Origin of the sequence: Deinococcus metallilatus (genome assembly GCF_004758605.1) — a bacterium.
In the GTDB taxonomy this organism is placed as follows: Bacteria; Deinococcota; Deinococci; order Deinococcales; family Deinococcaceae; genus Deinococcus; species Deinococcus metallilatus.
Map to the genome: position 1 here is coordinate 1,747,092 of NZ_CP038512.1, position 23,678 is coordinate 1,770,769.

The window sequence follows — 23,678 nt, forward strand, 5'->3', positions numbered from 1 at the left end:
GTGTTAGGAAAAGAGGGGGCGGCTTCCGGGTGGGGGCCGCCTCCTCGCTGTTGTAGAGCCAATAGCTTGAAGGGCAGGTCAGCGACCGGCAGCCTGTTCCAGACTGGCGAGGCAGCGAAGGAAGGTGAGCGTCGCCTCGTTGTCGCAGGGGGCGAAAAACGCCTGGTCTACCTGTTCGACGGCAGCAATGGCACGAGGAGCCAGTTCCGCCCCCCGCTCCGTGACCTTCAGCCGCTTCGCCCGGGTGTCTACAGGATCAGGCATTCGTTCGATCAGCCCCTTGCTCTCCAGGGTACGGAGGACTTGCGACGCCATCTTCACATCGGTTCCGGCCTGGCGAGAGACCGTCATCTGATTCGGCTGCTCACCCTGCATGTTCAGCCACCACGTACAGGCCAGCAGCACAAATTGGACGTGCGTCAGATCGAGGGGTTCCAGCGCAGCGGCAATCTCACGCTGCCAACGCAGAGTGGCGTGCCAGAGCAGGAACCCCGGACTATTCGCGGGCTGGTGAGGCATCAACGTTCGGCGTATTCAACGAGAGACGCGATGGTGTCGGGGAAATCGCCGGTGATCGCCGGGCCGATTTCCGGTCCGAGCTGGTCAACTCCGGGGCCAGTGATCTCCATGCGGTAAGTCACCAGGGTGAGGCCGTTTTCGAGCGCTTGGAGCCGGTGGATGGTGCGAACCAACACACCATCCAGCTTCACCTCGTCAACGAAAGACCTGTTCTCTTCGACTTCCGCCAGACGGAGATGAATCGTGTCTTGTGTCGTCGTCATGACGATGTGGCTTCCAGCAGCAAAAGGACCATCAAGTTCTGCCCGGACGACATCGGGGTTCCAGTTGTGCCAGGTACCAACATTGGACCAAAGGCGGTAGATGGCCTCAGGTGTGGCGGAAGTCGTCGCCTGATGCTCGTATTCCCACATACGCTCCTCCTGAATCTTTATTCTATGTAGAGATTATCTCTATGGAGATAGCTTTGTCAATCTGTCCCTCCTGGGAACGAGGCTGAGCGTGAACACGCTGGGGAACGGCCGGGCTACCGCTTCTTGCCACCTGTCTGTGCCGCCGTTCCTGTTGACCTGGGTGATTAACGTAGCTTAGTAGCATGACCGACACGACGACCAAGAAGCGGCTGAACTGGAACAGCCACCACATCACGCAGGGCGACGAGCGTGCCCCCAACCGCGCGATGCTGCGGGCGGTGGGCTTCGAGGACGGTGACTTCGACAAGGCGATCATCGGCGTGGCACACGCGCAGAGCAACATCACGCCCTGCAACAACGGCCTGGGCGAACTGGCCGACCACATCACCGGCGCGATCCGCGAGGGCGGCGCCATGCCGCAGGTGTACGGCACCATCACGGTGTCGGACGGCATCAGCATGGGCACCGAGGGGATGAAGTGCAGCCTGGTCAGCCGGGAAGTGATCGCGGATTCCATCGAGACCGTCTCGCGCGGCCAGTCGCACGACGGCGTGATCGTGGTGGGCGGCTGCGACAAGAACATGCCCGGCGCGATGATCGGCATCGCCCGCCTGAACATTCCCGCCATCTTCGTCTACGGCGGCACCATCAAGCCTGGGCACTACGAGGGGAAAGACCTCACCATCGTCTCCGTCTTCGAGGCGGTGGGGGCCTACGGCGCGGGCAAGATGAGCCGGGAGGACTTCGAGCAGATCGAGAAACGGGCCTGCCCCGGCAACGGCTCCTGTGGCGGCATGTACACGGCCAACACGATGAGCAGCGCCTTCGAGGCGATGGGGATGAGCCTGCCCCATTCCTCCACGATGAGCGCCGTGGACGCGGAAAAGGCCGTCTCCGCCGCCGACAGCGCCCGCGCCCTGCTGGGGCTGATCGAGCAGGACATCCGCCCGCTGGACATCCTGACCAAAGAAGCCTTCGAGAACGCGATCACCGTGGTGATGGCCGTCGGCGGCTCCACCAATGCCGTGCTGCACCTGATGGCGATTGCCCACGCCTGCGACATTGACCTCACCCTGGAGGACTTCGAGCGCATCCGCGAGCGCACGCCGATCTTCTGCGACCTGAAACCCAGCGGGAAGTACGTCGCCACCGACCTGCACGAAGTCGGCGGCATTCCGCGCGTGATGAAGATGCTGCTCTCAGCGGGTCTGCTGCACGGTGACTGCCTGACGGTGACCGGCAAGACGGTGGCCGAGAATCTGGCGGACGTGCCGGACCAGCCCGACCCCGGCCAGGACGTGATGCTGCCCTTCGATCAGCCGCTCTACCCGCAGGGGCACCTCGCCATCCTGCGCGGGAACCTGGCTCCCGAAGGCAGCGTCGCCAAGATCAGCGGCCTGAAGCAGATCAAGATCACCGGCCCCGCCCGCGTCTTCGACTCGGAAGAGGAGTGCATGGCGGCCATCATGGGCGACCAGATTCGCGCCGGAGACGTGCTGGTGATCCGCTACGAGGGACCGAGGGGTGGCCCCGGCATGCGGGAAATGCTCTCACCCACGAGCGCGATCATCGGCAAGGGCCTGGGGGACAGCGTGGGCCTGATCACCGACGGGCGTTTCAGTGGCGGCACCTATGGTCTGGTGGTCGGCCACGTCGCGCCCGAAGCGTATGTGGGCGGCCCCATCGCCCTGGTACAGGAGGGCGACACCATCGAACTGAACGCCGAAACGTGCGAACTGACGCTGCACGTGGACGAGGCCGAACTCGCCCGCCGCCGGGCCGCGTGGGTGGCACCGGAGCCGCGTTACAAGCGGGGGGTGCTGGCGAAGTACGCGCGGGTGGTGAGCAGCGCGGCTCGGGGAGCGGTGACGGACTGAAGTGATGAGGATTGAGGGGCCGCTGACCTGAGGGTGGGCGGCCTTTTCGTTCCACAGGTCAGAGCCAGGAGAGGTATGGGAAACATCCATCAGCAGACGCCGGACCATTGGAAAGCGGAACACTACCGTGACCGCCACGCCTTCGTCTTCGAGGCGAGCCGGGACCTCGTTTCAGGCTGGCTCGCGCCGCAGGCAGGGGAAAGCGTTCTCGACCTGGGCTGCGGCACCGGGGAGCTGAGCGCGCAGATCGCGCGGAGTGGCGCGCGGGTGACGGGGGTGGACGCTTCGGCAGACATGATCGCGGGAGCGAGGGCGCGGCACCCCGGCGTGACGTTCGAGGTCCAAAACGCACACCAGCCGACCTACCGGGCCGAGTTCGACGCAGTGTTCAGCAACGCGGCGCTGCATTGGATGCGGCCACTCCCCGCCGTGTTCAGCAACCTGCACGCGGCGCTGCGCCCCGGCGGACGGCTGACGCTGGAGATGGGTGGGGCCGGAAACGTCCTGGAGGTGCGGAAGGCCGTGGAAAGGGCCCTGGCCGAGCTGGGGCTTCCCGCACTGGTCCACCCCTGGGTGTTTCCCAGCCCCGGCGAGTTGGCAACCCTGCTGGAAACGGCGGGCTTCCGGGTGGAGCGCCTGCACCGCTTTGACCGCCCCTCGGTCCTGGGCGGCGCGGACGGATTTCAGGCGTGGCTGGAGGGGTTCGGGCAGGGTTGGCTGGCCCCGCTGACAGCGCGGGAGCGGGCTGTTGTGGTGGCACGGGCAGAAGCACTGGCACGACCCACGCTGTGGAATGGGCAGGACTGGGTGGCGGATTACGTGCGGTTACGGGCACTCGCCACGAGAACCTGAAGATTGCCGGAGGGGGACGCCCGCCCCCGCCCCCTCCGCTAAACTCCCTTCATGTTCGCTTCGCCCGGTGCCCCGTCCGTCACGGTGGCTTTCCTCGCGGGCCTAATTTCCTTCCTCAGCCCGTGCGTCCTGCCGCTGGTGCCGAGTTACCTCGGCGTGATCGGCGGGGCGCGGGCACCGGTTATGCGGGCGCTGGGCTTCATCCTGGGCTTCGGGCTGGTCTTTATCGCGCTGGGGGCGACGGCGAGCAGTCTGGGGGCGTTGCTGGCACCGCATAAGATTCTGCTGGGGCGGCTGGCGGGCCTGCTCATCGTCTTCTTCGGGCTGGTGATGCTGGGCGTGATTCGCCTGCCCTGGCTGATGCGCGACACCCGGGCGCTGGCGGATGCGGGCGGGTACGGCCCGGTGGCGCTGGGCGCCGCCTTTGCCTTCGGCTGGAGTCCCTGCCTTGGGCCAGCCCTGGGGAGCATCCTGGGGCTGGCGGCCAGCAGCGCGAGCCTGGGCACCGGGGTGGGCCTGCTGGCGGCCTACACGCTGGGCCTGGCGGTGCCGTTCCTGCTGGCCGCGCTGCTGTGGCACCGCCTGAACCTCCGGCGCCTGAACCGCTATGCCGGGGTGTTCGAGAAGGTGGGCGGCGCGGTGCTGGTGCTGGTCGGCGTGCTGATGCTGACCGGGCAGTTCACGCGGCTGGCGACGTTTTTCTATGAGGTGATGCCGACGTGGCTGAAGGTATGAGGGGCTTGTGGAGAGCAAGAGCAGAAGCTTCAGCATCCAAGAAAGCGGCACCCCCTCTGTGAGCCAGCCTCTTTCCCCCCGCTCTACAAGCGACACGCCACAAGGCACAAGCCCAACCCACGCCCTCCAGCTCCGCGACCTCTGGTTGAGGTTGGGCCGTGAGGTCATCCTGCGCGGCGTGAATCTGGATGTGCCCGCCGGAGAGGGCGTCACGCTGCTGGGGGAGAACGGGGCGGGCAAGACGACGCTGCTGCGGCTGCTGTCATCGGGGTTGCGGCCCACCCGGGGCGAGGGGCGGGTGCTGGGCTTCGATCTGCGGGACGGGCGGGCGGTGCGGGACTTCATTCACCTGATGCCGGTGGACGCGGGGCTTTATCCCGACCTGACGGGCGCGGAGAATCTTGAGTTTGCTCTTCAGATGCACGGGCAACGCGGGGACGTGGCGGGGGCGCTGCGGCGGGTGGGGCTGGAACGGGCAGCACAGCGGCGGGTACGGTTCCTGTCGGCGGGGATGCGCAAACGGCTGGCGCTCGCGCGGGCACACCTGCTGGCCCGGCCCGTCACGCTGGTGGACGAGCCGTTCGCCAACCTGGACGACGCGGGACGGCAGCTCGCGCTCGATCTGCTGGGCGACCTCAAAGCGCGGGGCGTGACGCTGGTGGTGGCCGCGCACGAACCGCATCTGGCGCGGCAGGTGGCGCCGCGGGCACTGCGGCTGGCGGGCGGGAAGCTGGAGGAAGTCAGTGGTTAGTGGTCAGTGGTCAGTGGTTCGGTTGCCGATCTTTTCCCACTCCCCACTCCCCACTCACCGCTCACCGCATCCGAAGGGCACCCCATGAACGCCGTCCTCACCGTCGCCCTCAAGGACCTGCGCGTCGCGGGACGCACCCGTGACACGCTGCTGGCAACCGCTTTTTTCGCCGGGCTGGTGCTGCTGGTGCTGGGCCTCGCGCTGGGGGGGGACGGGGCCGCCCGCACACCCGCGCAGACAGCAGGTACGGCGGCGGGGGCGGTGTGGACCGCGCTCGCGCTGGCGGCGGCGGTCGGAGCGCAGCGGGCCTTCGCCCAGGAGCAGGAGGCAGGGGCGCTGGAGCAACTGATTCTCTATCCGGGGCCGCACGGGGCGCTGTACGTGGGCAAGCTGCTGGGCGTGCTGGGGCCGCTGTTGCTGGTGGCCGCGTTCACGCTTCCGGTGGGCCTGATCCTCTTTGGCGCGGCGGGGGCAGGACGGGCGGTGCCCTGGGCAGCGCTGGCCCTCACGACCGTGCTGGGCGTGGTGGGCTTCGCGGCGGGGACGACCTTTTACGGCTCGATCACGGTGAACCTGCGGGCACGGGAGGCGCTGCTTCCGGCGCTCGCCTTCCCCATCCTGGTCCCGGTCGTGATCGCCACCGTCAAGGCGACCAGCCTGCTGCTGACGGGGGGCTGGTCGCCGGAGGTGACGACCTGGGTGGTGTTCCTGGCCGCGTTCGACCTGGGGACGGTGATTCTGGCGACGCTGCTGTTCGGGTTCGCGGTGGAGGGGTAAAGGCGGGCCAGCCGGTACAGTGGCACATGGACGGAACTCCGGAAAGTCCCGCTGAGGGGCAGCAGGACATGAGCCACCAACATACGGCGGGTTTGCAGGGAGCGGAGTTGCTGGCGGCGCTCGAACGCAGCCCGGAGCCGCCTTCCACGCACCTCAACCTCAACAGTTGCCGCCTGTCCTCCCTCCCGGAAGGTCTACGGCGCTGCCAGGACGCCCGGGTCCTCAGCGTGTACGACAACGACCTGACCACCGTCCCGGACTGGGTGTGGGACTTCACGCGGCTGACCACGCTGAATCTCTCCGCGAATCACCTGTCTGAACTCTCAGCGGACCTGGGGCGACTCACCGAGTTGCAGATGCTCGATCTGGGGCACAACGATTTCTGCCGTCTCCCCGACGTGTTCGCCAGCCTGCCGGACCTGAAGTTCCTGTACCTCAGCAACAACCGCCTCACGGCCCTGCCGGAATCCCTGCGGCGTCTGCGCTCCCTGGCCTATCTCAACATCACGGACAATGCTTTCACGGCGCTGCCGGAGTGGCTGGGCGAACTGGAGAGCCTGGTGGAGTTGCGCGCCTACAACAATGCCCTCATGTCCCTTCCTGGCAGTCTGGGCGACCTGAAGGAGCTGCGGGTGCGGGAACTTCACCTGATGAAGAACGGCCTGGAGCGCCTGCCCGCCGAGCTGGGCGGCTGCACCCGCTTGAACCGGCTGATGCTGCAAGGCAACCGGCTCACCGCCCTGCCGGAAGAGCTGGGGAAGCTCCCGGCGCTGGCCGAACTCGATCTGCGCTTCAATGCCCTCACCGCTCTGCCCACGTCCCTGTCAGACCTGGAGGGGCTGCGCTTTCTGGACCTGCGGGCCAACAGACTGACGACGCTTCCGGAGGGGCTGGCCTTTCTCCCGAATCTGGAGAAGCTGGACGTGCGCTGGAACCGGCTGTCTTCCCTCCCCCCGGCCTTCCACCAGTTGGAGGCGCGGGGCTGCCTGGTCTACACCTGAAGAACGTCTCTCACGAGCCGCCCGCCACCAGCAGCACCGCCCGCCCGTCGTGGTCCCCGGTCGTCTCGGTCGGCGTGTCCAGCCGTGACCCCATGTCCACGTATCCGGCCCGCTTGTACATGCTGCGGCTGTTCAGCTTATCGGCCAGGTCTTCGCGGGCGACCTGGAAGGAGCGGTAGGGGTGGCCGGGCCTGGGCAGCAGCCGGATGCCCTCGCGGCTGAAGGCCCCGGTAAAGGCGTACCCGCTCGCCAGCGGCACCGGGCCGAAGATGCGCCCGTGGTTGTTGGGCAGCCAGAAGGGACCGTCACTGAATGCCTCGCCCTTTCCAGTGGGCAGCATGGAATACAGGCGCCCCCCGACCTCACCCCAGTAGCCGGTGCTGTGGCCGCTTTTCGGGCCGTACCCGGCGGCATTCATCGCGGCGAGCAGGCGGCTGGTCGCCTCCTCCGGCGTGCGGGCGGCGCGGTCCACGAACAGGACGTTGATCGGCTCGCGCAGCGTGCGCCCGCCAAGTTTCTCCCCCAGCCAGGTGGCGGGGACGAGGTCCTTGGTGATCATCCAGCGGCCCACCTCGCCCACGCCCGGGACAGAGACGGGCGCGTCGGTGGGACGATATGCGGCCGGGTCGGGCAGCGGCTCAGCGGGCGCGGAGGCCGAGGGGGCGCAGGCGGCGAGCAGCGCGGCGGAGAGGGCGGCGAGGGCCAGCAGGGGCAGGAGACGCGAACGCTTCATGAGTGAACCTCCGGGAGTGGACCTCTACCGTACCAGCCGCCAGCCTTCCCGCAAGCCTTCTGGGGACACTCGCACTTGCCGCACCCACACCGGGACGGGATGCTGCACCCGGCAAGGATTCCGCTCTCCCCATGTCACGATGACGGCGCCGGGGGTGGATCAGAATGGGGTTTGACATGAGACAAGACCGCGTGACGATGCTGCTGGGAGCCGTGACCCTGCTGGCCCTGGGGACCGCCGTGGTGCTGGGCCTGCGCGCGCCGCTGGATGTGAACCAGGGGTCACTGGTGCGGCTGATGTTCGTGCATGTGCCGACCGCGTGGCTGAGCTACCTCGCCTACGGCGGGACCGGCCTTTTCGGGCTGCTGTACCTGCTGACCCGGCAGCGGCGCTGGGACCGGCTGGCCCTGAGCAGCGCCGAGATCGGCGTGCTGTTCACGCTGGCGACCATCGTGGGCGGGATGCTGTGGGCCAAGCCGACCTGGGGCGTGTACTGGGTGTGGGACGCGCGGCTGACCACCACCGCGCTGAGCCTGGTCGTCTACGGCGGCTACCTGCTGATCCGCGGCCTGATCGACGACCCGGAACGGCGGGCGCGGGTATCGGCGGTGATCGGGCTGGTGGGCACACTCTACGTGCCGATCAATTACATGGCGGTCGAGTGGTGGCGCGGGGTTCACCAGACACAGACCTTGAGGCTCCTGGGCAAGCCGAGCTTTGAGGCCGCCCCGATCTACGGCTGGGTGCTGCTGGTGGGAACCCTCGCCTTCACCCTGCTGTACGTCTACCTGCTGCGCGTGCGGGGCATCCTGGCTGCCCGCGAGGAAGTCCGCGAGGAACGTGAACTGCTGGAAGACCTGGCCTCCGTGGAGGTGGCGCGTGGATAAGTACGCCGGATACGTGATCGTGGTGTATGTGGTGACGTTCGTGCTGCTGGGCGGGTACCTCGCCTGGATGTGGCTGCGCCTGCGCGGGCTGCGCGAGGAGGACCGCGAATGACCCACGCCACGCCCCTCCCCCGCGCCCGGCGGCGCAGGCGGAGTCCCCTGCCCATCGTGCTGGGCGTGCTGGCGCTGGTGGGGCTGACCGCCTTCATCGCCTTCGGGAATCTGGGCAAGAGCCTGGAATACTTCGTGACGCCGACCGAGTACATGCAGCAGCGCGCGGAGCTGGAAGGCCGCCCCCTGCGGATCGGCGGGCTGGTGAAGGCCGTCCAGTACAACCCGCAGACGCTCGACCTGAAGTTCAATGTGACGGACGGCGGCGCGACTTTTCCCGTGCAGTACCACGGCGCGGTCAGCGACCTGTTCAAGGAAAACCAGGGCGTGGTCGTGCGCGGCACCTTCCAGGGGAACACCTTCCACGCCACCGAACTCGTCGTGAAGCACAGCGAGGAATACCGGGTGCCCCAGACGCAGGCGGACCTCAAGAAGCTCCTTCAGGAAAACCAGAGCCAGCAATGAGGCGCGGAGGATGCTGAACCTGATCTCCTTTCAAGCGAGCGCGCTGGGGGCGCTGGGCCAGCTCGCGCTGCTGGCGGCGCTGGCCTTCACGCTGGGCGGAACATGGCTGGCGCTGGTGGGCGGTCTGAAGGCGGACACGCGGGCGACGGAAGCCGCGCGGCGCGCGGTCTGGGCCGTCTTCGCCCTGGTCAGCCTCGCCTCGCTGACGCTGATGGCCGCGCTGCTGCGCGACGACTTCAGCGTGCGGTACGTGGCCGAGCATTCCATGCGGGCCTCGCCCACCTGGGTGAAGGTGACCGACCTGTGGGGCGCGCTGGAAGGCTCCATCCTGCTGTGGGCCTGGCTGCTGGCCGGATATGCCTTCGTCCTCAGCCTGACGGTGCGGCGCGACGCGCTGCGGCCCTGGGCGCTGGGGGCAATGTTCGTCAGCCTGCTCTTTTTCGTGGGCGTGTGCGCGACCATTGCCAGCCCCTTTATCCCGCTGGCGCAGGTTCCCGCCGACGGCCTGGGTCCGAATCCCGCGCTGCAAAACCACTGGATGATGGCCGTTCACCCGGTCCTGCTGTACCTGGGCTTCGTGGGCCTGAGCGTGCCCTTCGCCTACGCGGTCGCCGCGCTCGTCACCGGGCGCCTCTCGGACCACTGGGTCGTGGTGACGCGGCGCTGGACGCTGGTCGCGTGGGCCTTCCTGACCGCCGCGATTGTGGCGGGTGGGTGGTGGAGTTACGAGACGCTGGGCTGGGGCGGCTACTGGGCCTGGGACCCGGTGGAGAATGCGTCCTTCATTCCCTGGCTGCTGACCACCGCCTTCCTGCATTCGGTGCAGATTCAGGAGCGGCGCGGGCTGATGCGGTCGTGGAACGTGTGGCTGATCGTGCTGGCCTATGCGAGCACGGTGCTGGGTACCTTCCTGAACCGCTCCGGGATCGTGCAGAGCGTCCACGCCTTCGCGGGGGGACCGGTGGGGCCGGTGTTCCTGGGGTTCCTGGCCTTCCTGCTGATTCTGGGCATTGGCCTCACGGCCTGGCGCACGCCTTACCTGCGCGACGAGGCCGACCCGCCCGCCCCGGTCAGCCGCGAGGGGGCCTTCCTGGCCGGGAACTGGCTGTTTCTGGTCTTCGCGGTGATGGTGCTGGTGGGGACGCTGTTTCCGACCGTCGTGGAGGCGGTGCAGGGGCGGCGGGACGCTTCCGTTGGTCCGGCCTTCTACAACGCCTTCGCGATTCCGCTGGGGCTGGGGCTGCTGCTGCTGATGGGTGTGGGGCCGCTGCTGCCCTGGCGGCGGGCGGACGGGCAGAGCTTCTGGCGGGCACTGCGGCCCCTGCTGCTGGCGGGGCTGGGGGCGGCGCTGGTGGCCTTTGTGCTGGGCGTGCGGGCCTGGGGCGTGCTGGGGACGGTCGCGCTCGCCACGTACAACCTCGTCGGCCTGGGGCTGCTCACCGCGCGGGCCGTGAAGCAGCGGGGCGGCGGTCTGGCTGGGCTGGTGCGCGAGCAGCCCCGGCGGTACGGTGCTTACCTGGCACACGTCGGGCTGATCGTGGTGGCGCTGGGCATCGCCTTTTCGGGGACGTACCGGCGGGACGCGCAGGCCACGCTGAATGTCGGCGCGGCTCCCGTGAAGTTGCTGAACGAGACGCTGGCGCTGCAAGGCACCCGTCAAGTTGCCAAGCCCTACGGACAGTCCACCGTCGCGCGGGTCCTGATCGACGGGCAGCCCTTCGAGGCGCGGCTGAATACTTACGTGCAAGCGGGCGGAACCGCTTTCCCCGCGCCCGCCGTCCGCTACGGCCCGCTGGGCGACACCTATCTGGTGGTGACGGCCTTCGACCCGCAGGGCAAGTGGGCCAGCGTGCGCCTGATCGAGAGTCCGCTGGTGCCCTGGATCTGGTGGGGCACGCTGATCGTGGTGCTGGGTGCGGGCCTGACGCTGGTGCCACCCCGCCGGGTGACGGCGCGCGTGCCGGTCGTGCGGACGGCTCCAGCGACCGACTGAACAAGAGGATGTATGACTGAGATTCCTTCCCCTCCCAAAACCTCCGCCCCGGCTCCGCTGTGGCGGCGGCTGCTCCCCCCGCTGTTCGCCGCCGCTCTGGTCGCCGTGCTGGGCGCGGCCCTGCTGAATCCCTCCAGGAACGCCACCGACGGTGGGCCGCTGATCGGGAAACCCGCCCCGGACTTCACCCTCACCAGTCTGGACGGCACCCGGGTCAGCCTCGCTTCCCTGCGGGGCCGCCCGGTCGTGCTGAACTTCTGGGCCTCGTGGTGCGGGCCGTGCCGCGAGGAAGCGCCGCTGTTCCGCGAACTCAGCGAACGGCAGGGGGCGGGGCAGGGCCTCGCCGTGGTCGGCATTCTCTTCTCGGAAACGAATGAGCGCAGCGCCCGCGACTTCATCCGCGAGTACGCCCTGGCCTACCCCACCCTGAAAGATCCCGGCATCAACACCGGCGTCAACTACGGTGTGTCGGGCGTCCCCGAGACGGTATTTATCGACCGAGGCGGCATCGTGCGGCACATGGACCGGGGCGGGCTGACCCGCGAGCGGCTGAACGTGGGCCTGGAGAAAATCGGGGTGCCCGCGCTGTGAGGGAGGTGCGGCGTGTGGCGTGTGGCGTGTGGCGTGTAGAGCAGCACAAGCCCCAGCCCGTGGCCTCCACAAGCCACAGGCGACGAGCGACAGGCCTTCTTTTCTGCCTTCTGCTCATGGCCTCCCCCGCCCTCGCCGCGGCCCCCACCCTGACCCCGCAGCAGGAGGCGCGGGCGGAGGCGATTGGGCGCAATCTGCGGTGCCCGCTGTGCGACACGGGGGAATCCATCGCGGAGTCAAGGAGTGACATCAGCGTGAAGATGCGGGCCTCGGTGCGCGAGCAGGTGGCGGCGGGGCGGAGTGACGGGCAGATCTACGACTACTTCGCGCAGCGGTACGGCAATTTCGTGCTGCTCGACCCGCCGAAGCAGGGACGCAACCTGCTGCTGTGGGGCGCGCCGCTCGCCGCGCTGGCGGTGGGGGGCGCAGTGCTGTGGGGCTTCCTGGGGCGCAGACGCCCGGCGGGTGAGGCGGCCCCGGCGGCCGTGCCGACCCCCGAGGAGCCGTTTGACACCTACCTCGCGGAAGTGCGGCGCCAGACGCGGCGGGATGGGGACAAAGCATGATCCTGAGTCTGACGCTGCTGGCCCTGATCGTGCTGGTATCGCTGTGGCTGGTGCTGGAGCCGCTGCGGGCCTCGGCGCCCACCGACCCGGACGTGGCGGAGCGGGAGCGCCTGATCGCGGAACGCGACCACCTCTACGCCGAACTCGCCACGCTGGAGGACGAGAAGCGCCGCCCCGACCTGGAACGCCGCGCGGCGCTGACCCTGCGGGCGCTGGACGCCCTGCCGCCCGCGCCCCGCCGGGGTCGCACGCGCACGCTGGCGCTGGCCGGAATCGCGGCAGCCGCCCTGGTGACGGTGGCCGGGGCGCTGACCTTCGTGCCGCGCTGGCAGCTCGCGTCGCTGAATCCGGGGGAGGCGCAGAACGTCCGGAACGTGCTGGCGCTGCCGGACCTGCGCCGCAGGGCCGAGACGACGGGGGACAAGGCCGCCTATATGGCCTGGGGCAAGGCCGCCTTCGACTCCGGGCAGTACGCCCAGGCCGTCACCGCCTACGGCAACGCGCTGAAACTCGATCCCCGGCAGCCGGAGGCGCTGCGCCGTCTGGGCATCCTGCTGCTGACGCGGCCCGAGCAGACCGGGCAGACGCTGAAGCCGGAGGACGCGGCCCAGGCGTTCCTCCTCATCCGCACGGCGGCGCAACTCGCGCCCCAGGACCCGGAATCGCAACTGCTGCTGGGCTTCGCGCTGGCCCGCTTCGGACAGGACGCGGACGCGCTGACGGCGCTGGAACGCTACCGGACCCTGGACCCATCAGGGCGCGACGCCGACGAACTGATCACCGCCCTCCGCGCCCGCCAGAACGAGACGGACCCCGGCCTGCGGGTGTACGCGGCCAGTTGCGCGAGCTGTCACGGTCCTGAGGGAGGCGGCGGCCTCGGCCCCAGCCTGCGGGTGTCCACCCTCACGCGGGACGCCATGCGCGACATCATCCTGCACGGCAAGGGAGCGATGCCCGCCTTTCCCGACCTGAGGGGAGCCGACCTGAACGCCCTGCTGAACGTGCTGGAACGCTGGCAGAAAGCAGGCAAGTGAACCTCAGCCGCCGTGACCTGCTGGAACGCTGGTGGGTCCTGCCGGTGGCGGGCACGCTGGGCGCGTTCGGCTACATGGGCTGGTACGCCACGCACGTGACGTTCGGAAAGGAGGGCGTGGGGGCACCCAACTTCCAGCCGGGCGAACCCGTGCGCGTCGCTGCCCGCTCGGCGCTGGAAAAGGACTGGGCCGAGGTCCAGTTCACCTACGCCAACCGGCCCTGTACCCTGCTGCGGCTCCCTCAACCCGTGCCGGGCGGCCTGAGCGTGGGGGATGTCCACTACGCCGCCTTCAGCCGGGTCTGCACGCATTTGGGCTGTACCGTCAATCTGGTGCGTGACCCGGAGGTGCTGGCCTTCGCCTACAACTACCGTCCGCCAGGGAGTGCCGCCCACCCCGAGCTGGGCTGCCCCTGCCACTTCAGCGTGTTCGACCCGCTTCAGGCGGGCGAGGCGGTGTTCGGCAAGGCGAATGCGCCCCTCCCCCGTGTGCGGCTGGAAGCGCGCGGCGGCGTCCTGTACGCGACGGGGATAGAACCTGCGCCTTCCCCGGGGGGATAGACGGCTCAGGCCTCTGCATCCATCACATGGCTTCCGGCCTGCGCGAGCTTGACGGCGTATTCCGGATCAAGCACTTCGCGGAAGGCTTTTTCAAGCTGTCCCTCCAGAGTCCAAATGACCTTCTGCTCGGCCTCGTGTTCAAAGGCCAGGGCCTCCGTTCCGTCATTTCGAGCCAGCCATTCAAACAAGACGAGCGCTTCGGAGCGGGTCAAATGGAGCGTCACGCCTTCATCCGCCGTCACTTCGCTCAACCCTCCAGCACGTGCCGCCGGAACCGCTCCAGAATGGCGAGGCCGACCGCCCCACTTTTTTCCGGGTGAAACTGCGTGGCGTGGATGTTGTCCCGGCTGAAGGCCGCCCAGAAGGGCACGCCGTATTCGGTGACGGCCCCCGCGTCCACATCCACGTCCAGCGGCACGTAATACGAGTGCACGAAGTAGGCATAGGCCGGGCAGGCGAGGTCCCGCAGCAGCGGGCTGTCCCCCACCCGGTCAAGGCTGTTCCAGCCCATCTGCGGCACCTTGCGCTCGGGCACCGGCTCGAACCGGCGGACGGTGCCGGGGATCAGGTTGAGGCCGGGCGTGCCGGGCGCTTCCTCGGAGTCGGTCAGCAACATCTGCATCCCCACGCAGATGCCCAGTAAGGGTGTCCCCGCCCGGGCCGCGTCCAGCACGGGGCCGTGAAAGCCGCTGGTGCCGAACGCCTCCATCACCTGCCGGAAGTGGCCCTGGCCGGGGACCACCAGGGCGGGCGCGTGCGGCACGTCGGCGGGGTCGCCGGAGACGCGCACGGTCATCCCGGCGCGTTCCAGGGCCTTCGCCGCGCTGCGGACATTCCCCGCGCCGTAATCGAGGAGGAGGACTTCGGGAGGGCGGGCGCTCACAACGTCCCCTTCGTGCTCGCCAGCTCCTCCGACGTGACCCGCACCGCGTCCCGCAGCGCGCGGGCGAGGGCCTTCACGATGGCCTCGATGACGTGATGCGCCTCGCGGCCCGCGAGCAGGCGCACGTGCAGGGTGATCCCGGCATGGTTCGTCAATCCCCGCAGGAACTCGCGCAGATGGTAATGCGTCATGCCACCCGCATTCCCCCACACGTCCAGCTTCTCCGGCTCGAAAGCGAGGTGGGCGCGGCCCGAGAGGTCCAGCACGACGTGGGCCAGCGTCTCGTCCATCGGCACGAAGGCGCTGCCGTACCGTTCGATGCCCCGGCGGTCGCCCAGCGCCTGGTTCAGCGCCTGCCCCAGCGTGATCCCCACGTCCTCCACCAGATGATGCGGTTCGATGTGCAGGTCACCCGTTCCCTGCACGCTCAGCCCGATCCGCCCGTGCCGCGCGAGCGCATCGAGCATATGGTCGAGAAACCCATGCCCGGTGGCGGGCGGCGTGGAGACGGCCGAATCCAGGTCCAGCGTGACAGTGATGTCCGTCTCACTGGTCGTGCGGCGAACTGTGGCGCTGCGGTCGGTGGCGGTGCGGGCCATAGGGCGCATGCTACGGCGTGACGGACCCGCCCACTCGGGCCGCCCTAGAGGGTCCTCACAGGCCCCGCCCGGCTCCGCAGCCCCGGCGCACCGTGACCCTTCTTCGCGCCGATCAGGAAACAGGACCAGCATCGAACGACGGGCGATGGCGTTCACCGCACCCAGACGCTCACGTCAAAGTGGGGACAGGACTCTTGGAGACGAACGGGCAGAGCACCAGCCGGGCACGGGGAACAGCGGCCGCGGGCAACCTGCCAGAAGGAGGAGCCTTCCCGAACAGATCAAGTGATGGGGCTCCACTCAGGCAACCCCTCGCCCTTTCACCCATTTGAAATCGAATGATGTGAAAAAACAGGCATCTCACAGTGAGGACACGCTTTCATCACAACCCGGCTTCATACCCCGGAGATGGGAGATGACCGAAAGGTATTTAGGGTCTTGGGCTTTCATCTAAAACTACTTTTGAAGTTCGTCTTCCTGACTGAAAAGAAAAATGATCATATTACAACTTGTCTAGATGTTTTAAAAAAGGGCTTTTTAGGCCTCGTGATACACCTTTCCCTGTCGGAAAACCAAACACTTCTCATCGGTCCAACCCCCGGAGGTTCAGGATGAACTCACGTATTGCTCTCGCCACCCTCGGTCTGACGCTCCTGCTCGCGGCCTGTGGACAGCAGACAGCCAGCACGCCGACGGACGCTGCCCAGGCCAGCACGCCGGACCGCGGCAACCGCACCGCGCCGCTGCTCGGCACGAGCAACCCGGACGCGGTTCCCGGCCAGTACATCGTGGTCTTCAGCAGCGGCGCAGTCACGGCCAACCTGGGCGCGCAGGACGCGGGCGCTCTCGTCCGCACGCTGGGCCTCGATCCGCAGGGCGTCACCGTGCAGCACATCTACACCCAGGCGCTCAGTGGCTTTGCCGCCAAACTCAGCGCCCAGAACCTCGCCAGGCTCCAGGCCGACAAGCGCGTGAAGTACATCGAGCAGGACGGCATCATGCACGCCACGGCGACCCAGAGCGGCGCGACGTGGGGGATCGACCGCATTGACCAGCGCGACCTGCCGTTGGACGGCAACTACACCTACAGCACGACCGCCAGCAACGTCACCGCGTACATCATCGACACGGGCATCAACACGGCGCACACGTCCTTTGGCGGGCGGGCGGTCTGGGGCACCAACACCACCGGGGACGGCAACAACAGCGACTGCCAGGGCCACGGCACGCACGTGGCGGGCACGGTGGGCAGCAGCACCTGGGGCGTCGCCAAGGGCGTGAAGCTCGTCGCCGTGAAGGTGCTGGGCTGTGACGGCAGCGGCACGAACTCCGGCGTGATCGCGGGCATCAACTGGGCCGTGAGCAACAAGAGCGGCCCCGCCGTCGCGAACATGAGCCTGGGCGGCGGCGCCAGCCAAGCGGTCGATGACGCTGTGAGTGGCGCCACCAGTCAGAACCTCGTGATGGCCGTCGCGGGCGGCAACGACAACGTGGACGCCTGCACGAGCAGCCCGGCCCGCGCGGCCAGCGCCATCACGGTCGGCGCGACGACGAACACGGACGCCCGGGCCTCCTACAGCAACTACGGCTCCTGCCTCGACATCTTCGCGCCGGGCAGCAACATCACCAGCGCCTGGATCGGCAGCACCACCGCCACGAACACCATCAGCGGCACCAGCATGGCGACGCCCCACGTCACCGGCGCGGCCGCCCTGATCCTGGCGAACAACCCCTCGTACACCACCGCCCAGGTCACCAGCGCCCTGCTGAACAATGCCACGACCGGCAAGGTCACCTCGGCGGGAACCGGCAGCCCCAACCGCTTGCTGTACACCGGCACCGGCAGCACCACGCCCCCGCCCAGCGGCACCACGACCACCTACTCCGGCTCGGTCAGTCAGGGCAGCAGCAGTTGGAAGCCCAGCACGGGCGGCTTCAGCTACGCGGGCGGCACCCTCAAGGGCACGCTCAGCGGCCCCAGCAGCACCGACTTCGACCTGTACCTCCAGAAATACAACGGCAGCAGTTGGGTGGACGTGGCCGCCAGCGAGGGCAGCACCAGCAGCGAGAGCATCAACTACGCGGCGGGAAGCGGCACCTACCGCTGGGAGGTCTACGCCTACAGCGGCAGCGGCAGCTACACGCTGGTCGAGACGAAGTAAACACAGTCCAGAGGCAGACATCGAGAGGGGCACCCCGTGCGGGTGCCTCTTTCCTTGTTTGAGGGGGCGAGAGGGGCAGGCGGGCACTTCAGACACCGCCTCCCTTCTCACTCCTCATTCTGTATTGACCGTAACGCCGTTCTGTTATAAACTAAACGCATGAAGTTGAGCGATGTTCAGAAACGACTCCAGGCTCCGTTTCCCGCTCACTTGGTGGGCTGGAAGCCCCAGGCATTCACCAAGGACCGCAGCCGCGCGCTGCTGCTGGCTTACGTGGATGCCCGCGCCGTCCAGGACCGCCTCGACGCCATATGCCCCGACGGCTGGAGCTTCGAGCTGGAGGTGATTCCGGGGACCGCGACGCCCACCGTCAAGGGCCGCCTGACCGTGCTGGGCGTGACCCGCGAGGACATCGGCGAGGCCAGCGACGGCGAGTACGGCACCCTCAAGGCCGCCTCCTCTGACGCGCTGAAACGCTGCGCGGTGCAGTTCGGCATCGGCCGTTACCTCTACGACCTGCCCAAGCAGTGGGTGGAATGGAACGACGCCAAACGCGAACCTGCCGTCACGCCCGAACTGCCCGAGTGGGCACGTCCCGATCACGAACGCACCCCCGGCGGCGCGCATCTGGTGCAGGCGATGGAGCAACTGAGGTACGAACTCCCCGAGGACCTGGAACTGCAACGCGAGGTCTACAAGCACCTCAAGGCCGCGCTGGGCAGCCTGCACCCCGCCACCCAGGGCGGGCAGGGGCGGGCCGCATGACCCCCGTTACGCCCCGGCACCTCGCCGCCGTGATGCTCGGCGTCCTGACGCTGACGCTGCTGGGCGGGGCCCTAGCAAAACTGTTGTAAGCCTGATCGCGGTGGCCCGGAGAGGAAGAATTCTCCGGGCCACCGCGCGTTTCCCGTTCACCTCATACGGATTCCGCTTCATACGGAAATTTCCGGAATCGGTATCACAGCCGCTTCTTGACGTGCCGGGTGGGGGCGTGGGTCCAGGGATCGTCGGGCCAGGGGTGCTTGGGATAACGGCCGCGCAGGTCCTTGCGAACCTCGAAGTAGGAGCTGTTCCAGAAGGAGCGGAGGTCCTGCGTGACCTGCACCGGCCGTCCGGCGGGTGAGAGCAGGTGCAGCAGCACGGGCGTGCGGCCCCCGTTCACTGTGGGCGTGTCGGCCAGGCCAAACAGTTCCTGCAACTTCACCGCGAGGATGGGCGCCGAACCGTCCGGCTGGTACTGGAGCCGCACGCGCGACCCGCTGGGCACAGTCAGGTGCGTGGGCGCAAGGTCGTCGAGGCGCGGCGGCAGCGGCCAGGGCAGCAGGGCTTGCAGGGCGGGGAGCAGGTTCAGGCGCTTCAGGTCTTCACGGGTGCGGACACCTTCCAGGGACGGGCCGAGCCAGTCTTCCAGCATGGCCAGCAGCGCGGCGTCAGAAAGGTCGGGCCACTCGGTTTCGTCGGGACGCCAGCGGCGCAGGGACTGGACCCGGGCGCGCAGGTTCTCGGCCTCCGGGCTGAAGGTGAGGAGGTGGAGGCCCTCCGCGCGGATGGCCCCGGCCAGCGCCTCCACCCGGGCGGCGTGCAGCAGGTCACGCAGAGGGCGGGCCTCCAGCACCAGCGCTCCCACACGTCGTTCCCGTTGGGCGACCAGGGTGCCGCTGCGGGCGTCCCAGCGTACTGTGCCCCGCCACTCTGCCCGGGCCTCCAGTATGGCGGGGTCCAGCGGCGCGGCCAGATAGATGCGGCCCTCCCCCGTCCCGGCGTCCAGGTGGGCAACGGCCAGGGCAGGACTCGCCGCGAGGACATCCCCTTCCGGCAGCCGTGCCCCCTGCCCACCCGCCAGCAGGAAGCGGCCTCCTCCCCCCTCCCGCGCCAGCGCCGCCCGCTCGGGATAGGCGAGGGCGACGAGTTGCCCCACGGCGAAGGGATCGGGCGGCGTATCGTCGCGGTGGACGTTCAGCAGCTTGCACCACTGCCGGGACAGGCGCTCGACCCGCTCCAGCACCGCCACCTCTCCCGTGCCCCGCTCGCCCCGCCGCCAGGCGCGCAGGGCCGCCACCCGGTCGGTCAGGTCGGTCCCCGCCCCGGCTCCCAGCGGGTCGCGTTCCTCCAGCAGCGCGGCCACGTCGGCGGCCAGAGGACCCAGACCGAGGGCCGTTCCGTCGTGGAGCAGGTGCGCGAGGCGGGGGTGGGTGGGCAACTCCAGCAGGGCCGAGCCGCGCGGCGTGATGTGGTCCCCTGCATCCAGGGCGTCCAGATCGTGCAGCAGGGCGCGGGCACTCTGGACACGTGGGGCGGGCGGTTCGTCCAGCCAGGCGAGCGCAGCGGGATCGGGCGTGCCCCACCCGGCCAGTTCCAGCGTGAGGGGCGTGAGGTCCGCATCCAGCACTTCGGGGGGACGGGCGGCGGGCAGGGCGGCGTGGGTCCGTTCGCTCCAGAGGCGGTAGGCGGTGCCGGGAGCAGTGCGTCCGGCGCGGCCCGCCCGCTGCTCGGCGGCGTCCCGCGTGACCCGCGTGGTCACCATCCGGGTGAGGCCGGTGCCGGGGTCGAAGCGCTGCGTGCGGCTGAGGCCCCCGTCCACCACCACCCGCACGCCTGAGAGCGTCAGCGACGTTTCCGCGATGGAGGTCGAGAGCACCACCTTGCGCCGTCCCCCAGGATCCGGCAGGATGGCCCGCCGCTGCTCCGCGAGGGGGAGGTCGCCGTAGAGGGGCAGCACCAGCGCGTCCACACCCGAGAGGGCAGCCAGCGCCCCCCGAATCTCGCGCACACCGGGCAGGAAGGCCAGGATGTCCCCTTCCGGGTGGGTGGCCAGCGCCTCCCGGACAGCGCGGGCGACGGCGTCCTCCACGCGGCCTGCCGGGTCGGTGGGCAGGTAATGCACCTCCACCGGATACGCCCGGCCCGCACTTCGCACCAGCGGCGCGTCCAGCCGTCCGGGGAGGGCGGGGTCGAGGGTGGCGCTCATCACCAGCACGCGCAGGTCGTCCCGCAGCGCCCCCTGCACCTCGCGCAGCAGGGCCAGGGCGAGGTCGGCGTTCAGGCTGCGCTCGTGGAACTCGTCGAGGATCACCAGGCCCACGCCGGTCAACTCCGGGTCGCGTTGCAGGCGGCGGGTGAGGATGCCTTCCGTGACCACCTCGATGCGCGTCCGGGGAGACACGCGGGACTCGAAGCGCACGCGCAGGCCGACCGTGCCGCCCACCTCCTCACCCAGACCCTCGGCCAGCCGGGCGGCGACCGCGCGGGCCGCGACCCGGCGGGGTTGCAGCAGCACGATGCTCTGCCCGGCCAGCCAGGGCTCGTCCAGCAGGGCCAGCGGCAGGGACGTACTCTTGCCCGCTCCCGGCGGGGCCTGAAGCACCACCAGCGGGTGCCGCTCAAGCGCCGCTCGCACCTCGGGCAGCACCTCGGAGATGGGGAGGTCGGGGAGCGTCACGGGGGGCATGGTAGCAGGAGCGGTCAGCCGTCAGCTTTCAGCAGTCAGCACGGGCTTTGCGTTGTCCATCAGCGTCAGCACGTCCCGCAAATCCCGCAGCACCGCGTCGGGCGTCTCCCGCTTCAATCCGTGTCCGGTGGGGAGGTAGGCGGCCTTCAGCCCCACCTGTTGCGGTCCCCACACGTCATTGCGGGGCGAGTCTCCGACGAACCAGACCTTGGCCGCGTTCACACCAAGGCGCGCGAGGGCGAGCGTATAGATGGCGGGGTCAGGTTTGCTGAGGCCGACGCTTTTGCTGATGACCACATCATCGACCAACGGAAGCAGGCCGGTGCGTTCCAGGCAGGCGGTCTGCGCCTCCACCCAGCCGTTCGTCACCACGCCTACCCGCACGCCCCGCGCCCGCAACTCTCGGAGAACGTCGAGCGCGTGCGGCATGGGGACGGGCGCGGCCAGGGAATGCTCGGAGAAATCCGCCAACAGAACCTCCGGGTCGTGTGGCAGGGCCAACTCCCGCACGAGTTGCGGCAGGACTTCCCGTTTGGAGCGGTAGCCGAAGTCGTCCAGTTCGGTGAAGCGTTCGGCGTACCCGGTGGGCAAAGCGTGCCGCTCCACGTGTCCCGCCAGCCATCCCCGGAGGGTCGCGCGCGGTCGTGCAAGGTGCCGTCGAGGTCGAAGAGGACCGCCTTCAGGACGCCTCACCCCCGCTGGGCGGCTCGCCCCCCTCCTCGCCGGGGGACTTGTGGAAGGCGGCCCCCAACTTCCTGACGTTCTCGTGGATCAGGGTGGTGTTCAGGGAGACGGCCGCGGTCATGCCGCTGGAGGCCGCGCTCATCACGTACTGCGGCGCACCGGTCATGTCGCCCGCCGCCCACACGCCGCGCACGCTGGTCATGCCGTTGTCGTTCACCACCACGCGGCTCTTCGCGTTCAGTTCGCAGCCCAGGGCGGCGGGCAGGGTGCTGTTCTGCTGCTGGGTGGGGTTCAGGAAGATGGCGTCCAGCGGCAGCCGCTCACCGCCCCGGAACTTCACCTGCACCGTGTCCGTTCCGCCCAGGCGCAGGATGGGCGCGGTGTAGATCGGCACGCCCACCCGCGCCAGGTCGCGGCGCTGCACGTCCGTCAGTTCGTCGGGGCCGTCGGTCATCAGGACCACGCTGTGGGACCACGCCCGCACACTCAGGGCGAGGTGGTGGCCTTCCTGACCGGACCCCAGCACCCCCAGCGCCGCTTCCCGGTTCTCCCAGCCGTCGCAGTAGGGGCAGTGGTGGACGGTGCGGCCCCAACGGGCGCGCAGGCCCGGCACGTTGGGCAGCACGTCACGCACCCCGGTGGCGAACAGCAGCCGCCGGGCATGAATCCAGTGGCCGTCGTGACGCACCGCGAAGCCGTCTTCCAGCGCGCGGGCCTCACGGGCCACGCCGGAGCGCACGGTGACCGGATACGGCGCGAGGTCGGCCAGGCCGAAGGTCTTGAGGTTGACCGGCGGGGTGCCGTCGCGGGTAAAGACCCCGTGGGCGGCGGCAGCGCGGGCATTGCGGGGCGGCCCGCCGTCCAGCAGCAGCACCCGCCGCCGCGCCCCCCCCAGCACCAGCGCGGCGTTCAGCCCGGCCGGACCGGCACCCACCACCACAGCGTCGTAACTTTCCATGCCCAGCATCCTAGCGGGGGCCGGGACGCACGCTGACGTCCGGCAGAGTGGCGTCACGCGGGGCTTCCAGCACGAAGCGCACGGTGGCGGCGACCGTTTCCGGGCTGACGTACACTTCCGGGTCGTACGCGCCGCCCTCCTGCGACCGCACCTTTTCCTGCATCGGCGTGGCGGTGCGGCCCGGATACACGCTGGTCACGCGCACGCCGTGCGGGACCTCCTCCTCGCGCAGGGCGTCGGCCAGGGCACGCAGGGCGAACTTGCTGGCGGCGTAGCTGGCCCAGCCGGGGTTGGCCCGCAGGCCCGCGCCGCTGTTGACAAAGACGACGGTGCCCCGTTCCGCCCGCACCCGCGGCAGCAGCAGGCGCGTCAGGGCGGCGGGAGCGACCACGTTCACGGCGAGGGTGTGGGTCCAGACCTCGGGCGGCTGCTCGGCCACCGCCCCCAGGTCCGCCACGCCCGCGTTCTGCACCACGTTGGTCACGCGGCCCAGCCCCGACAGCGCCGCCTCGAAGGTGTCGGGCCGGGTCAGGTCGAGGGGCAGCGGCGTCCCGCCCACCTCCGCACAGAGGGTGGAGAGTCGCGCCCCGTCCCGCGCCTGGAGAATCAGGTCGTGGGTGCCCGCCAGTTCCCGCGCGAGCGCCGCGCCGATGCCGCCCGTCGCCCCGGTGATCAGGGTCACGGGCTTTGGTGAATCCGTCATCCGTGGAGGCTAACGCATGAGGCGCGTCTCGAAATACTGTTCCTGAAACCAGACAGCCTTCATGATCTCTGCATCTGACCAGCGGGCACCGGGGGGCGCCACGACCAGCTTGTCTTCCACGTCGTCAGCACGGAGGATGACTGCTGTCACGACCCCCGACGCCTCCCGCACAGGTTCATCCCAGCCGAGCAGGTAGGCGTCAATCGGATGCCCGTCGCCGCTGAGGGTGCCGGGCAGTTCGCCGTAATTCACCGGATACCCGAGTTCCGGCCAGCGCGGATGACGGCTGCCCAGCGGGCGGTCCACCACCACCCGCACCGCCCGGCCGAGGAAGGGCGTGAGGTCGGGCTTCACGCCGCTCAGCCTACAGGCTCCA

General features: G+C 69.0%; 27 protein-coding genes. 16 read left to right on the top strand and 11 right to left on the bottom strand.

Annotated elements, in window-relative coordinates:
• Nucleotides 1-78 precede the first annotated feature (78 nt).
• Both E5F05_RS14390 and E5F05_RS14395 read right to left on the bottom strand, forming a co-directional pair.
• A complete protein-coding gene (locus E5F05_RS14390) occupies nucleotides 79-519 on the bottom strand; it encodes a MarR family winged helix-turn-helix transcriptional regulator (RefSeq protein ID WP_129119322.1) in 441 nt (146 codons plus the stop codon).
• Nucleotides 519-932: an SRPBCC family protein gene (locus E5F05_RS14395; RefSeq protein ID WP_129119323.1), complete on the bottom strand. Its 414-nt coding sequence runs from the start codon at nucleotides 930-932 to the stop codon at nucleotides 519-521. Before E5F05_RS14395 ends, E5F05_RS14390 begins: the two co-directional genes overlap by 1 nt.
• Nucleotides 933-1,114: 182 nt before the next feature.
• Between E5F05_RS14395 and ilvD the strand changes: the two genes are divergently transcribed.
• From ilvD to E5F05_RS14425, 6 genes are all read left to right on the top strand, one after another.
• On the top strand, nucleotides 1,115-2,809 hold the full coding sequence (gene ilvD / locus E5F05_RS14400; protein ID WP_129119324.1) for a dihydroxy-acid dehydratase: 1,695 nt from the start codon (nucleotides 1,115-1,117) through the stop codon (nucleotides 2,807-2,809).
• 75 nt (nucleotides 2,810-2,884) lie between these two features.
• A complete protein-coding gene (locus tag E5F05_RS14405) occupies nucleotides 2,885-3,661 on the top strand; it encodes a class I SAM-dependent methyltransferase (protein ID WP_129119325.1) in 777 nt (258 codons plus the stop codon).
• Nucleotides 3,662-3,712: 51 nt separating this feature from the next.
• On the top strand, nucleotides 3,713-4,396 hold the full coding sequence (locus E5F05_RS14410; RefSeq protein ID WP_129119326.1) for a cytochrome c biogenesis CcdA family protein: 684 nt from the start codon (nucleotides 3,713-3,715) through the stop codon (nucleotides 4,394-4,396).
• A gap of 151 nt (nucleotides 4,397-4,547) precedes the next feature.
• Nucleotides 4,548-5,147 (top strand): ABC transporter ATP-binding protein, encoded by a 600-nt coding sequence (locus E5F05_RS14415; RefSeq protein WP_241687169.1) that lies wholly within the window; start codon nucleotides 4,548-4,550, stop codon nucleotides 5,145-5,147.
• A gap of 84 nt (nucleotides 5,148-5,231) precedes the next feature.
• Nucleotides 5,232-5,924 carry a heme exporter protein CcmB gene (locus E5F05_RS14420; protein WP_129119328.1) on the top strand — a complete coding sequence of 231 codons (693 nt, stop codon included), beginning with the start codon at nucleotides 5,232-5,234 and terminating at the stop codon, nucleotides 5,922-5,924.
• A 68-nt stretch (nucleotides 5,925-5,992) separates the two neighbouring features.
• On the top strand, nucleotides 5,993-6,925 hold the full coding sequence (locus E5F05_RS14425; protein ID WP_164973489.1) for a leucine-rich repeat domain-containing protein: 933 nt from the start codon (nucleotides 5,993-5,995) through the stop codon (nucleotides 6,923-6,925).
• Between the two features lie 10 nt (nucleotides 6,926-6,935).
• Here the strand turns inward: E5F05_RS14425 and E5F05_RS14430 are convergent, their stop codons facing one another.
• Nucleotides 6,936-7,658, bottom strand: coding sequence for a hypothetical protein (locus E5F05_RS14430; RefSeq protein ID WP_129119330.1), 723 nt, complete (start codon nucleotides 7,656-7,658; stop codon nucleotides 6,936-6,938).
• A gap of 176 nt (nucleotides 7,659-7,834) precedes the next feature.
• Between E5F05_RS14430 and ccsA the strand changes: the two genes are divergently transcribed.
• The 8 genes from ccsA to E5F05_RS14470 are packed head-to-tail and all read left to right on the top strand — an operon-like array spanning nucleotide 7,835 to nucleotide 13,865.
• Complete coding sequence (gene ccsA / locus E5F05_RS14435; RefSeq protein ID WP_129119331.1) at nucleotides 7,835-8,545, top strand: cytochrome c biogenesis protein CcsA; 711 nt, start codon at nucleotides 7,835-7,837, stop codon at nucleotides 8,543-8,545.
• Nucleotides 8,538-8,657, top strand: a complete 120-nt coding sequence (gene ccmD, locus E5F05_RS14440; protein ID WP_129119332.1) for a heme exporter protein CcmD — start codon at nucleotides 8,538-8,540, stop codon at nucleotides 8,655-8,657. Before ccsA ends, ccmD begins: the two co-directional genes overlap by 8 nt.
• On the top strand, nucleotides 8,654-9,121 hold the full coding sequence (ccmE, locus tag E5F05_RS14445; RefSeq protein ID WP_129119333.1) for a cytochrome c maturation protein CcmE: 468 nt from the start codon (nucleotides 8,654-8,656) through the stop codon (nucleotides 9,119-9,121). The genes ccmD and ccmE overlap by 4 nt, the downstream gene beginning before the upstream one ends.
• 10 nt (nucleotides 9,122-9,131) lie before the next feature.
• Nucleotides 9,132-11,114 (top strand): heme lyase CcmF/NrfE family subunit, encoded by a 1,983-nt coding sequence (locus E5F05_RS14450; RefSeq protein WP_129119334.1) that lies wholly within the window; start codon nucleotides 9,132-9,134, stop codon nucleotides 11,112-11,114.
• Between the two features lie 12 nt (nucleotides 11,115-11,126).
• A complete protein-coding gene (locus E5F05_RS14455; protein ID WP_129119335.1) occupies nucleotides 11,127-11,705 on the top strand; it encodes a TlpA family protein disulfide reductase in 579 nt (192 codons plus the stop codon).
• 59 nt (nucleotides 11,706-11,764) lie between these two features.
• The gene (locus E5F05_RS14460; protein WP_277750515.1) at nucleotides 11,765-12,271 is read left to right on the top strand and encodes a cytochrome c-type biogenesis protein; all 507 of its coding nucleotides are present in this window, start codon (nucleotides 11,765-11,767) and stop codon (nucleotides 12,269-12,271) included.
• Nucleotides 12,268-13,305 carry a c-type cytochrome gene (locus E5F05_RS14465; protein WP_129119337.1) on the top strand — a complete coding sequence of 346 codons (1,038 nt, stop codon included), beginning with the start codon at nucleotides 12,268-12,270 and terminating at the stop codon, nucleotides 13,303-13,305. The genes E5F05_RS14460 and E5F05_RS14465 overlap by 4 nt, the downstream gene beginning before the upstream one ends.
• Nucleotides 13,302-13,865: a Rieske 2Fe-2S domain-containing protein gene (locus tag E5F05_RS14470; RefSeq protein ID WP_129119338.1), complete on the top strand. Its 564-nt coding sequence runs from the start codon at nucleotides 13,302-13,304 to the stop codon at nucleotides 13,863-13,865. The genes E5F05_RS14465 and E5F05_RS14470 overlap by 4 nt, the downstream gene beginning before the upstream one ends.
• Nucleotides 13,866-13,870: 5 nt before the next feature.
• On the opposite strand, the gene E5F05_RS14475 is transcribed toward E5F05_RS14470, so the two are convergent.
• From E5F05_RS14475 to hisB, 3 genes are read right to left on the bottom strand one after another with little or no spacing between them, the layout of a single operon-like run.
• The gene (locus E5F05_RS14475) at nucleotides 13,871-14,116 is read right to left on the bottom strand and encodes a hypothetical protein (RefSeq protein ID WP_129119339.1); all 246 of its coding nucleotides are present in this window, start codon (nucleotides 14,114-14,116) and stop codon (nucleotides 13,871-13,873) included.
• A complete protein-coding gene (gene hisH, locus E5F05_RS14480; RefSeq protein ID WP_129119340.1) occupies nucleotides 14,113-14,748 on the bottom strand; it encodes an imidazole glycerol phosphate synthase subunit HisH in 636 nt (211 codons plus the stop codon). Before hisH ends, E5F05_RS14475 begins: the two co-directional genes overlap by 4 nt.
• Nucleotides 14,745-15,347: an imidazoleglycerol-phosphate dehydratase HisB gene (gene hisB / locus E5F05_RS14485; protein WP_129119341.1), complete on the bottom strand. Its 603-nt coding sequence runs from the start codon at nucleotides 15,345-15,347 to the stop codon at nucleotides 14,745-14,747. The genes hisH and hisB overlap by 4 nt, the downstream gene beginning before the upstream one ends.
• A gap of 611 nt (nucleotides 15,348-15,958) precedes the next feature.
• On the opposite strand from hisB, the gene E5F05_RS14490 reads away from it, so the two are divergent.
• Nucleotides 15,959-17,509, top strand: coding sequence for a S8 family peptidase (locus tag E5F05_RS14490; protein ID WP_129119342.1), 1,551 nt, complete (start codon nucleotides 15,959-15,961; stop codon nucleotides 17,507-17,509).
• A 159-nt stretch (nucleotides 17,510-17,668) separates the two neighbouring features.
• A complete protein-coding gene (gene ddrA, locus E5F05_RS14495) occupies nucleotides 17,669-18,274 on the top strand; it encodes a single-stranded DNA-binding protein DdrA (protein ID WP_129119343.1) in 606 nt (201 codons plus the stop codon).
• A 193-nt stretch (nucleotides 18,275-18,467) separates the two neighbouring features.
• Here ddrA and hrpB read toward each other — a convergent pair whose 3' ends face one another.
• The 5 genes from hrpB to E5F05_RS14520 all read right to left on the bottom strand — a co-directional run bounded on the left by hrpB (nucleotide 18,468) and on the right by E5F05_RS14520 (nucleotide 23,656).
• Nucleotides 18,468-20,957, bottom strand: a complete 2,490-nt coding sequence (gene hrpB, locus E5F05_RS14500; protein WP_129119344.1) for an ATP-dependent helicase HrpB — start codon at nucleotides 20,955-20,957, stop codon at nucleotides 18,468-18,470.
• A gap of 21 nt (nucleotides 20,958-20,978) precedes the next feature.
• Nucleotides 20,979-21,563: an HAD family hydrolase gene (locus E5F05_RS14505; RefSeq protein ID WP_129119345.1), complete on the bottom strand. Its 585-nt coding sequence runs from the start codon at nucleotides 21,561-21,563 to the stop codon at nucleotides 20,979-20,981.
• Nucleotides 21,564-21,636: 73 nt separating this feature from the next.
• Nucleotides 21,637-22,599, bottom strand: a complete 963-nt coding sequence (locus E5F05_RS14510; protein WP_129119346.1) for an NAD(P)/FAD-dependent oxidoreductase — start codon at nucleotides 22,597-22,599, stop codon at nucleotides 21,637-21,639.
• Between the two features lie 10 nt (nucleotides 22,600-22,609).
• Nucleotides 22,610-23,302 carry an SDR family oxidoreductase gene (locus tag E5F05_RS14515; RefSeq protein WP_129119347.1) on the bottom strand — a complete coding sequence of 231 codons (693 nt, stop codon included), beginning with the start codon at nucleotides 23,300-23,302 and terminating at the stop codon, nucleotides 22,610-22,612.
• Between the two features lie 9 nt (nucleotides 23,303-23,311).
• The gene (locus E5F05_RS14520) at nucleotides 23,312-23,656 is read right to left on the bottom strand and encodes an inorganic diphosphatase (RefSeq protein ID WP_129119348.1); all 345 of its coding nucleotides are present in this window, start codon (nucleotides 23,654-23,656) and stop codon (nucleotides 23,312-23,314) included.
• Nucleotides 23,657-23,678 lie beyond the last annotated feature (22 nt).